This is a genomic window from Sphingosinicella rhizophila, assembly GCF_032378825.1.
In the GTDB taxonomy this organism is placed as follows: domain Bacteria; phylum Pseudomonadota; class Alphaproteobacteria; order Sphingomonadales; family Sphingomonadaceae; genus Allosphingosinicella; species Allosphingosinicella rhizophila.
Map to the genome: position 1 here is coordinate 31,759 of NZ_JAVUPU010000012.1, position 12,637 is coordinate 44,395.

Genomic DNA, 12,637 nt, shown 5'->3' on the forward strand with positions numbered 1-12,637 from the left:
TTGGCGATGCGCCGATGATCGGGATCTCTAATGTCGTTCCACGAACAGCTTGCACTCTCCCTGGCCCGGCATGCCGATCGGGTCCTTCTTGCGGATGATAATCAGGAGTTGACGGGCGGGGCGCTGGCGGAGCGTGTCGAACGATGGGCGTCCGGCCTTCGTCACCTTGGCCTCCGGCGGGGCGATCGGATCGCCGTTCAGGCCGACAAGAGTATCGACCTCGTGATCCTCTATCTTGCCGTGCTACGGATGGGCGCCGTCTATCTCCCGCTCAACAACAATTATCAGCCTTCCGAAATCGAATATTTCCTGACCGATGCGCAGGCGGCCTTGTTCGTCTGCACGCCTGGCGAGCGGGACACGTATCGGGATATGGATTCGCTTCGCCGGATGCGGATCGAGACTCTTGACGCCGGGGGGCAGGGGAGCTTGCCGGACCTGCTCGGTGCGATCGTCGCATCGCTTCCGCCCGAGCCGGTCGGGCCCGACGATCTCGCCTCGATCGTCTACACTTCGGGCACGACGGGACGGTCCAAAGGCGCAATGATCACGCACCGCAATCTCGTTTCCAACGCATCGGCGCTGATCGAGACCTGGGGGATTACGCAGGAGGACGTCCTGCTCCATGCTCTGCCCCTGTTTCACATCCATGGCCTCTTCATCGCGCTCAATACCCTGCTGCTCGCCGGCGGGCGGGTCACTCTGCTGCCCGCTTTCGATGCAAAGACGGTCGTCGAGCGGCTTCCCTTCGCGACACTCTTCATGGGCGTCCCAACTTATTACACGCGGCTGCTCGCCCAACCCGGCCTCGACGAAGCTGCGCGCACGCTTCGCCTTTTCGTCTGCGGATCGGCGCCGCTCAGTGTCCAGACTTTCGAGGAATTCGAACGCAGGACCGGTCACAGGATACTCGAGCGTTATGGCATGTCCGAATGCGGGATCATCTGTTCCAACCCGCTCCATGGCGAACGGATGCCCGGCGCCGTCGGCCGGCCGCTGCCTGGCATTGAGGTGCGCACGGCCGATCATGCTCCCGTTGGTGTGCTCGAGGTGCGCGGGCCTAACATTTGCGCCGGCTATTGGCGGCAGCCGGAGAAGACTCGGGAGGAATTCCGGGAAGATGGCTTCTTCATCACTGGTGACGTCGCGACTATCGACGAGCAAGGCGTGGTTCGGATCGTCGGCCGCGAGAAGGACCTGATCATTTCCGGCGGCCTCAATATATATCCCAAGGAAATAGAGGATCTGATTGACGATTTTCCGGAGGTGAACGAATCCGCGGTCGTCGGTCTGGGCCATCCGGATTTCGGCGAGGCGGTGACTGCGGTGGTCAGCCTTCGGGAAAAAGGCAGTGTGTCAGCCGAAGAGTTGATCGGGCGGCTACGGGCCAGGCTGGCCAGCTTCAAATTGCCCAAGGCTGTCTTCTTTGTGGACGATCTTCCCCGCAATGCGATGGGCAAGGTCCAGAAGGCCGTGCTTCGGCACGAATATCGGGATCATTTCGGCGGCTGATGCGAACTCGGGCGTTTCACTCCGCCATCCGGTGGGCGGCGGATTCGAGCCGCATCAGCATGGCCTGCAGATTTTCGACTTCCTTCGGGGAAAATCCGGCGAGGAGCCTTTCCTCCAGCTCGATCGCTTTCGGCGCCACTTGGCCGTAGAGCGCCCGTCCGCTCTTCGTCAGTGACAGGCGATGCGACCGCCGGTCATCCTTATTGGCAGTCCGCTCGACCAGGGCACGGCTGGTCAGTGCGGCAGAAGCCCTGCTTACCGTCACCTTGTCCATGCGGGTCGCGGCGCCGAGCTCCAATTGGGTGGCCTGGCTGCGTTCGGCGAGCACCGCCACGAGCCGCCATTCGGGTATGGAGAGGCCGAACAGCGATCGATAGGCGCCGGCGATGACGTCGCTGACGAGATTGGTGGTGATGGACAGGCGATAGGGAAGGAATTTGTCCAGTACGAGCGGCCCTGGCATCGGCGATCTCCTCCCTTCTTTCGGATCGCACGCTTAGAGAGAAGCGTTTGTCCTGAATAGTTTCATTTGACACTGGCGCGATGAACCTAGTATCATTTGAAACTAGATTATAGGAGCACCCATGTCCCTGCACGACAATCCGCTAGGCCTCGACGGGTTCGAATTCGTCGAATTCACCGGGCCCGATCCCGAAGCGCTCGCGTCCCTGTTCAAGGCAATGGGCTTCACCCATCTCGGCAATCACAAATCCAAGAATGTCCGCCACTACGCCCAGGGCGACGTGAATTTCATCCTCAATATGGAGCCCTCCGGCCAGGCGGCGGATTTTCGCAAGGCGCACGGCCCGTCGGCCAATGGCATGGCTTTCCGGGTGAAGGATGCGAAACAGGCCTTCGCCTTGGCGGTGGAGCGCGGCGCCACGCCGGTGGAAACGCCGCGCGGGCCGGGCGAGCTGGAAATCCCCGCTATCGAAGGGATCGGAGGCTCTTATCTCTATCTGGTCGACCGCTATGGCGCGCAGCAGATTTACGACGTTGATTTCGAAGCGGTGGAAGGGGCGGAACGCGACGCCGGTTCGGCCGGCCTGCATACGCTCGATCATCTCACCCACAATGTGAATCGGGGCCGGATGGATCATTGGGCGCAATTTTACGAGCGCATCTTCAACTTCCGCGAAATCCGCTATTTCGATATCGAAGGCCAGCAGACGGCGCTCGTTTCCCGGGCCATGACGGCCCCCGACGACAAGATCCGCATTCCGCTGAACGAATCCCAGGACGAAAACAGCCAGATCGAGGAGTTCCTGCGCGAATATCGGGGCGAGGGCATCCAGCATATCGCCATGGCGACCGACGACATCTTCGCTACCGTCGACCGGCTGCGCGCCAACGGCATCCGCTTCCAGGACAGCCCCGACACCTATTTCGACATGATCGACGAAAGGCTGCCCGGCCATGGCCATGACGTGGCAGAGATGCGCAAGCGCAAGATCTTGATCGACGGCTCCCCGGAGACCGGCGAAGGCCTTCTTCTCCAGATCTTCACGGAAAATATGGTGGGGCCGATCTTCTTCGAGATCATCCAGCGCAAGGGTAATGAGGGCTTCGGAGAGGGCAATTTCAAGGCCTTGTTCGAATCGATCGAACTCGATCAGATCAGGCGCGGTGTCCTTCCGGCCACCAAGGAGCCGGCTTGACCGCCGGCTACATGTCCGGTTTCGGCAGCCATTTCGCTACCGAAGCGGTGGCGGGGGCGCTGCCGGAGGGACGCAACTCGCCGCAGCGCCCGCCTTTCGGCCTTTATGCCGAACAATTGTCCGGAACCGCTTTCACCGCGCCGCGGGCGGAAAATCGCCGCTCCTGGCTCTATCGGTTACGGCCGAGCGCGGAGCACGCCCCTTTCGGTCCCTATCCTGGGACGGCATTGTTCGCGCCGGGCGCCGCATCCGGGCCGCTGGCGCCCAACCGCCTGCGCTGGGATCCTCTGGACCTGCCCGATACGCCCACCGATCTGATAGACGGCATGGCGACCATGGTCGCCAATCGCCATCCCGAGGATCTCGATGGCGTCGCCGTCCATATCTATCGCGCCAATCGCGACATGGAACGGCGCTTCTTCGTCGACGCCGATGGCGAGCTGCTCTTCATACCCCAGCAGGGCCGGCTGGTCCTGCTGACCGAAATGGGCCGGATCGACATCGCCCCCGGCGAGATCGCTTTGGTGCCGCGCGGCGTCCGCTTCCGCGCGTTGCTGCCGGATGGGGAGGCGAGGGGTTATGTCACGGAAAATCATGGCTCTCTGTTCCGTTTGCCCGAACTTGGCCCGATCGGTTCGAACGGCCTCGCCAACCCCCGCGACCTCCTGGCGCCGCAGGCCGCTTATGAAGATGAGGACGGGCGGTTCGAACTCGTCCAGAAATATCTGGGATCGCTCTGGACGACCATGCTCGATCATTCGCCGCTCGACGTGGTGGCCTGGCATGGCAACCTGGCGCCGTGGAAATATGATCTCGCCCATTTCAACACGATCGGAAGCATCAGCTTCGATCATCCCGATCCGTCCATCTTCACCGTCCTGACCAGTCCCAGCGACGTTCCCGGCCGTGCTAATGCCGATTTCGTCATCTTCCCGCCACGCTGGATGGTGGCCGAGGACACGTTTCGCCCGCCCTGGTTCCACCGCAATGTGATGAGCGAGTGCATGGGCCTCATCAAGGGCGCCTATGACGCCAAGGCGGAAGGCTTCGTGCCGGGTGGCCTCAGCCTTCACAACCTGATGGCGGGGCATGGCCCGGACGTCGCCAGCTGGCAGGCGGCGAGCGAGGCCGAGCTGAAGCCGCACAAGCTCGATGGCACGCTCGCCTTCATGGTCGAAAGCTGCTGGCCGTTTCGTCCCACGGCGTTCGCGCTGGAAACATCGGCCTTGCAGAAAGACTATGACAATGCTTGGGGCGGCTTTCCCAAAGCCCTGATTCCCTGACCGGTCGTCCGCGTCCGCGGTGAGGCGCGGGCAATACAGCGGCGAAGCCGGAAAGAGGAATGGTGGCGAGGCGCATATTCCAGCTGTTTTGGGGGCTGACCCTCTATGGGATCGGCCTGGCCCTCATGGTTCGTGCCGATCTCGGCCTCATGCCCTGGGACGTATTCCACCAGGGCGTATCGGATCGTACCGGCCTGAGCTTCGGGACGATCGTCATCGCCACCGGCATCGTCATCCTCCTTGCCTGGATCCCGATGCGGCAGAAGCCGGGCATCGGTACCCTGGCGAATATCTTCATCATCGGCCTTGTCATCGACCTGGTCCTTTGGCTGCTGCCTCCGGTCGCCGGCTTGCCGGTCCGATGGGCGATGATGATCGGCGGCCTTCTCATGAGCGGCATCGCCGGCGGTGCCTATATCGGCGCGGGGCTGGGGCCCGGGCCGAGGGATGGCATGATGACCGGCATTGCGGATCGCACGGGCTGGTCGATCCGGCTTGTCCGGACCGGCATCGAAGTAGCGGCTTTCGGCACCGGCTGGCTGCTGGGCGGGACGGTGGGCCTCGGCACGATCCTCTATGCCGTGCTGATCGGCCCGATGATCCACCGCACCTTGCCGCTGTTCACGATCCCGCCGGCCAAAAAGGACGCGGTCGAAGTGGCGGAAATAGCGGAAAGCTGCGAGGGCATCTAGAGTGCTTTCAGGTCAGATGGACTCATCTGGCGACTTGGAGAGCAGGGAAAACAAAGGAAATCCCGACCGGTTACCGGCTCAACCTAAGTGGGAACGGCCTCAGGATGCGTTTCCTGTAGGCTGTGCAGCCGACTCCCTTCGGCTATAGGGTGGAAATGAGGCGCGCGCCGTGAACCGCGAGGAGGAAAGTGACGTCCTGATCGTCGGTGCCGGCCATAACGGCCTTGCCTGCGCTTTCTATCTTGCCGCCAAGGGGCTCTCGGTCAGGATGATCGAGCGCCGCCCGATCGTCGGCGGCGCCGCCGTCACCGAGGAATTCCATCCCGGTTTTCGAAATTCCACCGCCAGCTACACCGTCAGCCTGCTCAATCCGACCGTGATCGAGGATATGCGGCTGCACGATCACGGCCTCAAGATCGTTCTGCGCAAGGTCGACAATTTCCTGCCCACCTTGGGCAAGGATCATCTCCTGGCCGGCCGCGGCGGTCTCACCCGGCGCGAGATCGAGCGGCATTCGCCGGCCGATGCCAGGGCATATGACGATTATTCCGAAGCGCTGGAGTCGGTCGTCTCGATCCTGCGCACCTGGGTCCTGCGCGCGCCGCCCAATGCCGGCGGCGGTCTTGCCGACATCCTCGCATTGCTGAGGCTGGGCAACGATGTCCGTGGCCTCCAGGTCGAGCAGCAGCGGCATCTCTTCGATTTCTTCACCAAGAGCGCGGCCGATATATTGGACCGCTATTTCGGCAACGATCTGGTCCGCGCCCTGTTCGGCTTCGACGCCGTGGTCGGAAACTATGCGAGCCCGTACACGCCCGGCTCCGCTTACGTACTGCTCCATCATCTGTTCGGCGAGGCTGCCGCTATTCCCGGTGCGTGGGGCCATGCGATCGGGGGCATGGGCGCGATTACTCAGGCCATGGCCAGGGCCGCGCGCGCGACGGGCGTCGAAATCCTGCTGGACACGCCGGTGGACGAGATCCTTGTCGAAGAGGGCAAAGCGGCCGGCATTATTGCGGCCGGCAGGCGATATCGGGCCCGGCAGGTCGTTGCCAACGTCCATCCCAAGACCCTTTTCGCGAAATTGATCCCCGAGGATGCAATCGCTCCGGAGATCCGCCGCCGCATGGCGCACTGGGCAAGTGAATCCGGAACCTTCCGGATGAACGTCGCTTTGTCCGAGCTTCCGCGCTTCACCTCGCTGCCGGACCCGGGCGATCACCTGACGGCCGGCATCATCATCGCCCCATCGCTCGAATATATGGACCGCGCCTATCTGAGCGCCCGAAGCAAGGGCTGGTCGGACGAGCCGATCATCGAAATGCTGATTCCCTCGACCCTCGACGACAGCCTTGCGCCTCCCGGCCAGCATGTGGCGAGTCTCTTCTGCCAGCATTTTCCCTATGAAATCGCCGGTGGCTGGGACGCGCGGCGCGAGGAGGCTGCGGATCATGTCATCGCCAGCGTCGATCGCTACGCCCCGGGCTTCAAGGCGTCGGTGATCGCCCGCGACGCTCTCTCGCCCCTCGACCTAGAAGGGCGGTTCGGCCTCGTAGGCGGGGACATTTTCCACGGCAAGATGGGCCTGGACCAGCTCTTCTCGGCCCGCCCGATGCTGGGCTATGCCGATTATCGCATGCCGCTGCCGGGCCTCTATCTGTGCGGTGCGGGCGCCCATCCCGGCGGCGGCGTCACCGGGGCGCCAGGGCACAATGCGGCAAAGGCGGTGCTTGCCGACAGGCGGAAGTTCAGGCGGTAGGGCCGGCGGTCAGGGAGTGGCCAGGGAAAGATCGTCCGCCGTGCCGTCTGTGACGCCTACCAGTGGCGCTGGATGAAGCGGGAGGCGCCACTTTCCTTCCTCGCCCCGCGACGATAGACGAACCGCAACACGTCACCCTCGAGGATCGCCATGAAAACCAGAGCCGCCATCGCCGTCGCCCCGAACAAGCCGCTCGAGATTCACGAGGTCGATCTCGACGGTCCGCGCGCCGGCGAGGTTCTGGTCGAGATCATGGCGACCGGCATCTGCCACACCGACGCCTATACGCTGGAGGGCAAGGACAGCGAAGGCATCTTCCCGTCCATCCTGGGCCATGAAGGGGCCGGCATAGTCCGCGAAGTTGGCGCCGGCGTCACCTCGGTCGCGGTCGGCGACCATGTCATCCCGCTCTACACGCCCGAATGCCGCCAGTGTAAATCCTGCCTCAGCCGCAAGACCAACCTTTGCACCGCCATTCGCGGCACCCAGGGCAAGGGCGTGATGCCGGACGGAACCAGCCGCTTCAAATTGGGGTCGGAGACGATCTACCATTATATGGGCTGCTCGACCTTTTCCAATTTCACTGTGATGCCGGAAATCGCGCTCGCCAAGGTTCGGCCGGACGCGCCCTTCGACAAGATCTGCTATATCGGCTGCGGCGTCACCACGGGTGTCGGCGCCGCACTCTGGACCGCGGGCGTGGAGCCTGGTTCCAACGTCGTCGTCTTCGGCCTGGGCGGCATCGGCCTCAACGTCATCCAGGGCGCACGGATCGCCGGTGCCGACAAGATTGTCGGCGTCGATCTCAATCCGGCCAAGCGCGCCATGGCGGAAGCCTTCGGCATGACCCATTTCGTCAATCCCAGGGACGTGGGCAATGACAAGCTTGTCCAGGCCCTGGTCGACCTGACCGACGGCGGCGCCGATTACAGCTTCGACTGCACCGGCAATACCGACGTCATGCGTGCGGCCCTGGAATGCTGTCATCGCGGCTGGGGCGAAAGCGTCATCATCGGCGTCGCCGAGGCCGGCCGGGAAATCTCCACGCGCCCGTTCCAACTCGTCACCGGGCGGGTCTGGAAGGGTTCCGCCTTCGGCGGCGCCCGCGGCCGCACCGACGTGCCGCGCATCGTCGACTGGTATATGGATGGCAAGATCGAGATCGATCCGCTCATCACCCACACCATGCCCCTGGAAGACATCAACAAGGCATTCGACCTGATGCATGCCGGCGAAAGCATCCGCAGCGTGGTGATCTATTGATCCCGCTCCCCCGACGACGGCGAGACGACAAGGCGGCCCCATGACCCTCGAAACCATTTCGGCAGCCCGTTCCTTTGGCGGTACGCAATGCGTCTATCGCCATCAAAGCCGGGCGACCGGCACGCCGATGACCTTCAGCCTCTATCTGCCGCCGCAGGCGACCGGCGGTACGCCCTTGCCGGTTCTCTACTTCCTGTCCGGCCTCACCTGCACGCATGCCAACGTCACCGAAAAGGGCGGCTATCAACGGGTTTGCGCAGAATTGGGGCTTATCCTGGTTGCACCGGATACCAGCCCGCGAGGGGAAGAGGTGGCTGACGACGATGCCTATGATCTCGGCCAGGGGGCGGGTTTCTACGTGGACGCTACCGAAGCGCCCTTCGAGACCCATTACGGCATGTATTCCTATATGATCGACGAGCTTCCGGAACTGATCGGCGCTTCCTTCCCCGCCGATCCCCGCCGCGCGTCGCTTACCGGCCACTCGATGGGAGGCCATGGTGCGCTCACCATCGCCCTCAAGAACCCCAGCCTCTTCCGCAGCGTTTCCGCTTTCGCGCCGATCGTGGCGCCGAGCAGGGTGCCGTGGGGTGAAAAGGCGCTTGCCGCCTATCTCGGTTCCGATCGTGCCGCGTGGCGTCGTCATGATGCCGTGGCGTTGATCGAGGATGGCGCACGCGTTCCGGAAATCCTTGTTGATCAAGGGACTTCTGACTCGTTCCTCGAACGTGAACTGAAACCGGAATTGCTGGCCGAGGCCTGCGCCGCCGCTTCCATCCCGCTCACCTTGCGCATGCAGCAGGGTTACGACCACAGCTATTATTTCATCTCGACCTTCATGGAAGATCATCTCCGCTGGCACATGGCGAGGTTGCTCGCATGACGAACCCGCTTCTTGCCACCATGATCGAGGCGGCGCTGGAGGCCGGCGCCGAGATCGAGCGCATCTACGAGGCCGGCTGTGCGACCGAAACCAAGGAGGATGGCTCACCGGTCACAGAGGCGGATCGCCGCGCCGAGCAGATCATCCTCGACCGGCTGCGCAAAGCCTTTCCCGACGTGCCCATCCTGGCTGAGGAAGAAGTGAGCGAGGGGCGCATTCCCGCCGTCGGCATGCGCTTCTTCTGCGTCGATCCCCTGGACGGCACCAGGGGCTTCGTCCAGCGCAATGGGGAATTCACGGTCAACATCGCCCTGATCGAAGACGAAGAGACGCGGGCCGGCGTGGTCTACGCGCCCGACAGCCATCTGCTTTACTACGGCGCCGCCGGCGAGGGGGCGTTCAGGGTCCGTGATGGCGGCCCTCCCGAACCGATTCGGACACGCCTGCATCCGAGCCACGGCCTCACCGCGATCGGCAGCCGCAACCATGGTTCAAAGGACGATGATGGCAAGAATGCGGGCCTCAATATCGTCGATTATCTGCCATCCGGGTCATCGCTCAAATTCTGCATGGTCGCGGAGGGCTCGGCCGATGTCTATCCGCGCCATGGCCGGACGATGGAATGGGATACTGCCGCCGGCCAGGCGGTGTTGGAGGCCGCCGGCGGCCGCGTCATGGCGCTGGATGGAATCGTCGAAGCCGGCCCGCTGCGCTACGGAAAGGTCGAACGCGGCTTCGATAATCCCCACTTCATCGCCTGGGGCCAATAAGACCGGAACGATCGTCTCTCGATACCCGACTTAATCGCTGACCGGCTTTCCGTTCAGGATAAGGTCCCCATCGACGGTCGTGCCGTTCAGGATGACTGCGCCGTCCACCACGTTGCGGCCGCGATAGGCCCCGCGCGGGAAGGCGTTCGTCCCGGAGGTCTGGCGCATCCTGCAGTTGGAATAGATGGCGCGGGTGCTCCAGGGCAGCACTGCGCCATGGTCCAGCAGGAAGGCGCAGCGTTCGAACAGGACATTCTCCGCGTCGGAAAGATCGGCGATCGGGCCGTCCGGCCGACCGGAGAGATAGACTTTGCCGTTGGGCGAAAGTGCCGGATCGTCTCGGAACGTGCAGTCGTGAAATTGCGCCGCTCGTGCGGGATCCGGGTCGCCGAAGCATTTGACCGCGGTTCCGACGATGGTGCAGCCTTCGAACCGGAAATAGGGCTTATAGGGCCAGACCGACCAGTTGGTGGTGCCGACGAAGGTGCAGCCGGTGAAGGTCGCGCCTTCGCTGTCGCCGCTGTCCGCGACCATCGCACATCCGTCATTGTCGGAAAATTCGCAGTCGACGAAGCGGTGATCGCGGTTGGTCTTTCCGCCTTCGGCTTCGATATCGACGCCGGCTGCCGGTGCGCTCACCAGGCCGCCCCGGCCGGTATGATTGAACTTGCAGCCACGAAAGGCATAGCCGTGTCCGCCGATGATGCTGCAGCCTTGGCGGCCATTATATTCGGAACGGAAATTCTCGATCCGCCGCCTGACCCTGCCTGCCAGCGCTTCATCGTCCAGGCCATTGATCATCAGCCCGTCCTGGGGATGGTGATGGCTATGGACGTTGCGGACGATCTCGTCGCCGCGATTGTCGACCAGGTACAGGCCGGTGGCGGAAATCTGCCAGCCCGTGTCGCCGAACGGGCCGCCGATGCGGAGCGCGGCCAGATTGCCGTCCAGCTCGAGGTCGGCGATCTCCACCGTGCCCGCGCAAGCCTCGACCATGATCATATATTCGTAGGGCGAGGACCATTGGCTCTTGTCCAGATAGGGCATGGCATTGCGGGTCGGCTCGCCGCTGGACGGATCGAACGTACCGAAGCGGAGCCCCGGGGCGCATTTCATCGCTGCGCCATTGCCTTCTATGGTGAGCCGCTTGGTGCAGCCGCGCAAGTGAAGGAGGGGCTTCGGCCTGAACGCCTCGGCGAACCGGCCGTCATTGCGTTCCTGCGCGCCCACCAGATAGGTCCGCCGCCGCAGCCTGACGACACCTCCGCCATTGGCGTTGACCTCGGCAGCGAGCGCGGCGAAGGCATCGCTGTCATTCGTCGTCCCGTCGCCCTTGGCCCCGAACATTTCGGGCGTGAAGACCTCAGCGGTCGCTCGCGTGCGGCCATGCGCCAGTTCGGCCAGGCCAGCCACGGCCAAGGCGGCCGTGCCGGACAGGAAATTGCGTTTGTCTCTGTCCATGGCCCGATCCTTCAATTACGACCTTTCCATAAGAGGACGAGGGCCAGGCTGCCAACCCGCGGTTGCCTCCACCCCGCACCGACCGTTCAGGAAAGAAGTCGATGACTGCTTCAGCCTATATCGTTGCCGCTCTTCGCACCGCTGGTGGGCGTCGCAACGGCGCCCTCAAGGATTGGCATCCCGCCGATTTGGCCGCCGAAATTCTCGATGCCCTGGTCGATCGCTCCGGCATCGATCCATCGGCGATCGAAGACGTCATCATGGGCTGTGTCAGCCAGGTCGGCGAACAGAGCTTCCATGTCGGCCGCAATGCGGTCCTCGCCTCGCACTTGCCGCAAAGCGTTCCCGCCGTCACCATCGACCGGCAATGCGGATCTTCGCAGCAGGCGATCCAGTTCGCTGCCCAGGCGGTGATGAGCGGAACCCAGGACGTCGTCATCGCCAGCGGCGTTGAATCGATGACGCGGGTGCCGATGGGCTCGCCGGTCGCTCTCGCCGCCGATGCCGGGATCGGCACCGGTCCCTTTTCAAAGCGCATCCGGGACAGGTTCGGCGTACCGGGCTTCAGCCAGTTCGTCGGCGCGGAGATGATCGCCGAAAAATATGGGTTCGGCCGCGAGCAGCTGGATGCGTTCGCCCTCGAAAGTCATCGCAAGGCGGCCGACGCCACCGAGGGCGGCGCCTTCGTCGAGGAGATCGTGCCGATTCGGATCGTCGATGCCGACGGCCGCGAAACTCTTCACGTCAAGGATGAGGGCATACGCTATGATGCGACGGCCGAAGCCATGGCGTCGGTCAAGACCCTCCAGGAGGGGGGAAACATCACCGCCGCCAATGCGTCGCAGATCTGCGACGGCGCCAGCGGCGTGCTGGTGGTGAGCGAGCGCGCGCTCCGGGACCATGGCCTCGTGCCGATTGCGAGGATCGTCAATCTGACCGTGACCGGCGGCGATCCCGTGGTCATGCTGGAGGAAGTAATCCCCGCGACGCGCCGCGCGCTCGAGCGGGCGGGTACCGGAATTGACCGGATCGATCTTTATGAAGTCAATGAGGCCTTTGCCCCGGTTCCGCTCGCCTGGCTGCAGGCGATCGGCGCAGATCCCGACAGGCTTAATGTCAACGGCGGTGCGATCGCCCTCGGCCATCCGCTCGGGGCCAGCGGCACGAAACTCATGGCCACGCTCGTTCATGCCTTGCGGGCAAGGGGGAAGAAATATGGACTGCAGACGATGTGCGAAGGAGGAGGCCTGGCGAATGTGACCATCGTCGAAGCGTGCTGAGAGCCGGTCGACCAACATCACCAAAGACCGTCGACGGCCATTTCTTCACCAAAAATTAACGATTAAGGAATAATTT

Annotated in this window: 11 protein-coding genes; 9 read left to right on the plus strand and 2 right to left on the minus strand. The window is 63.3% G+C overall.

Annotation, left to right across the window (positions count from 1 at the left end; translation table 11 throughout):
• Positions 1 to 30: 30 nt before the first annotated feature.
• Positions 31 to 1,512 (plus strand): AMP-binding protein, encoded by a 1,482-nt coding sequence (locus RQX22_RS17640; protein ID WP_315728276.1) that lies wholly within the window; start codon positions 31 to 33, stop codon positions 1,510 to 1,512.
• A 16-nt stretch (positions 1,513 to 1,528) separates the two neighbouring features.
• On the opposite strand, the gene RQX22_RS17645 is transcribed toward RQX22_RS17640, so the two are convergent.
• On the minus strand, positions 1,529 to 1,975 hold the full coding sequence (locus RQX22_RS17645) for a MarR family winged helix-turn-helix transcriptional regulator (RefSeq protein WP_315728278.1): 447 nt from the start codon (positions 1,973 to 1,975) through the stop codon (positions 1,529 to 1,531).
• A gap of 121 nt (positions 1,976 to 2,096) precedes the next feature.
• Here RQX22_RS17645 and hppD point away from each other — a divergent pair, with 121 nt between their 5' ends.
• The 7 genes from hppD (at position 2,097) to cysQ (ending at position 9,820) form a co-directional block, all read left to right on the plus strand.
• Positions 2,097 to 3,170 carry a 4-hydroxyphenylpyruvate dioxygenase gene (hppD, locus tag RQX22_RS17650; RefSeq protein ID WP_315728280.1) on the plus strand — a complete coding sequence of 358 codons (1,074 nt, stop codon included), beginning with the start codon at positions 2,097 to 2,099 and terminating at the stop codon, positions 3,168 to 3,170.
• Positions 3,171 to 3,181: 11 nt separating this feature from the next.
• Positions 3,182 to 4,453: a homogentisate 1,2-dioxygenase gene (gene hmgA, locus RQX22_RS17655; RefSeq protein ID WP_315728353.1), complete on the plus strand. Its 1,272-nt coding sequence runs from the start codon at positions 3,182 to 3,184 to the stop codon at positions 4,451 to 4,453.
• A 59-nt stretch (positions 4,454 to 4,512) separates the two neighbouring features.
• Positions 4,513 to 5,145, plus strand: a complete 633-nt coding sequence (gene yczE / locus RQX22_RS17660) for a membrane protein YczE (protein WP_315728282.1) — start codon at positions 4,513 to 4,515, stop codon at positions 5,143 to 5,145.
• A 169-nt stretch (positions 5,146 to 5,314) separates the two neighbouring features.
• The gene (locus RQX22_RS17665) at positions 5,315 to 6,904 is read left to right on the plus strand and encodes a phytoene desaturase family protein (RefSeq protein WP_315728284.1); all 1,590 of its coding nucleotides are present in this window, start codon (positions 5,315 to 5,317) and stop codon (positions 6,902 to 6,904) included.
• Positions 6,905 to 7,054: 150 nt separating this feature from the next.
• Positions 7,055 to 8,167: an S-(hydroxymethyl)glutathione dehydrogenase/class III alcohol dehydrogenase gene (locus RQX22_RS17670; protein WP_315728286.1), complete on the plus strand. Its 1,113-nt coding sequence runs from the start codon at positions 7,055 to 7,057 to the stop codon at positions 8,165 to 8,167.
• Between the two features lie 40 nt (positions 8,168 to 8,207).
• On the plus strand, positions 8,208 to 9,050 hold the full coding sequence (gene fghA, locus RQX22_RS17675) for an S-formylglutathione hydrolase (RefSeq protein WP_315728288.1): 843 nt from the start codon (positions 8,208 to 8,210) through the stop codon (positions 9,048 to 9,050).
• Complete coding sequence (cysQ, locus tag RQX22_RS17680) at positions 9,047 to 9,820, plus strand: 3'(2'),5'-bisphosphate nucleotidase CysQ (RefSeq protein WP_315728290.1); 774 nt, start codon at positions 9,047 to 9,049, stop codon at positions 9,818 to 9,820. The genes fghA and cysQ overlap by 4 nt, the downstream gene beginning before the upstream one ends.
• Before the next feature lie 30 nt (positions 9,821 to 9,850).
• Here cysQ and RQX22_RS17685 read toward each other — a convergent pair whose 3' ends face one another.
• Positions 9,851 to 11,281, minus strand: coding sequence for a right-handed parallel beta-helix repeat-containing protein (locus RQX22_RS17685; RefSeq protein WP_315728292.1), 1,431 nt, complete (start codon positions 11,279 to 11,281; stop codon positions 9,851 to 9,853).
• 101 nt (positions 11,282 to 11,382) lie between these two features.
• Between RQX22_RS17685 and RQX22_RS17690 the strand changes: the two genes are divergently transcribed.
• Entirely contained in the window at positions 11,383 to 12,561 is a 1,179-nt protein-coding gene (locus tag RQX22_RS17690) for an acetyl-CoA C-acetyltransferase (protein WP_315728294.1), read from the plus strand.
• Positions 12,562 to 12,637 lie beyond the last annotated feature (76 nt).

Coding starts and splice junctions, on each gene's coding strand:
- RQX22_RS17640 (WP_315728276.1), top strand. CDS start 31: ATGTCGTTCCACGAACAGCTTGCACTCTCCCTGGCCCGGCATGCCGAT.
- RQX22_RS17645 (WP_315728278.1), bottom strand. CDS start 1,975: ATGCCAGGGCCGCTCGTACTGGACAAATTCCTTCCCTATCGCCTGTCC.
- hppD (WP_315728280.1), top strand. CDS start 2,097: ATGTCCCTGCACGACAATCCGCTAGGCCTCGACGGGTTCGAATTCGTC.
- hmgA (WP_315728353.1), top strand. CDS start 3,182: ATGTCCGGTTTCGGCAGCCATTTCGCTACCGAAGCGGTGGCGGGGGCG.
- yczE (WP_315728282.1), top strand. CDS start 4,513: ATGGTGGCGAGGCGCATATTCCAGCTGTTTTGGGGGCTGACCCTCTAT.
- RQX22_RS17670 (WP_315728286.1), top strand. CDS start 7,055: ATGAAAACCAGAGCCGCCATCGCCGTCGCCCCGAACAAGCCGCTCGAG.
- fghA (WP_315728288.1), top strand. CDS start 8,208: ATGACCCTCGAAACCATTTCGGCAGCCCGTTCCTTTGGCGGTACGCAA.
- cysQ (WP_315728290.1), top strand. CDS start 9,047: ATGACGAACCCGCTTCTTGCCACCATGATCGAGGCGGCGCTGGAGGCC.
- RQX22_RS17685 (WP_315728292.1), bottom strand. CDS start 11,281: ATGGACAGAGACAAACGCAATTTCCTGTCCGGCACGGCCGCCTTGGCC.
- RQX22_RS17690 (WP_315728294.1), top strand. CDS start 11,383: ATGACTGCTTCAGCCTATATCGTTGCCGCTCTTCGCACCGCTGGTGGG.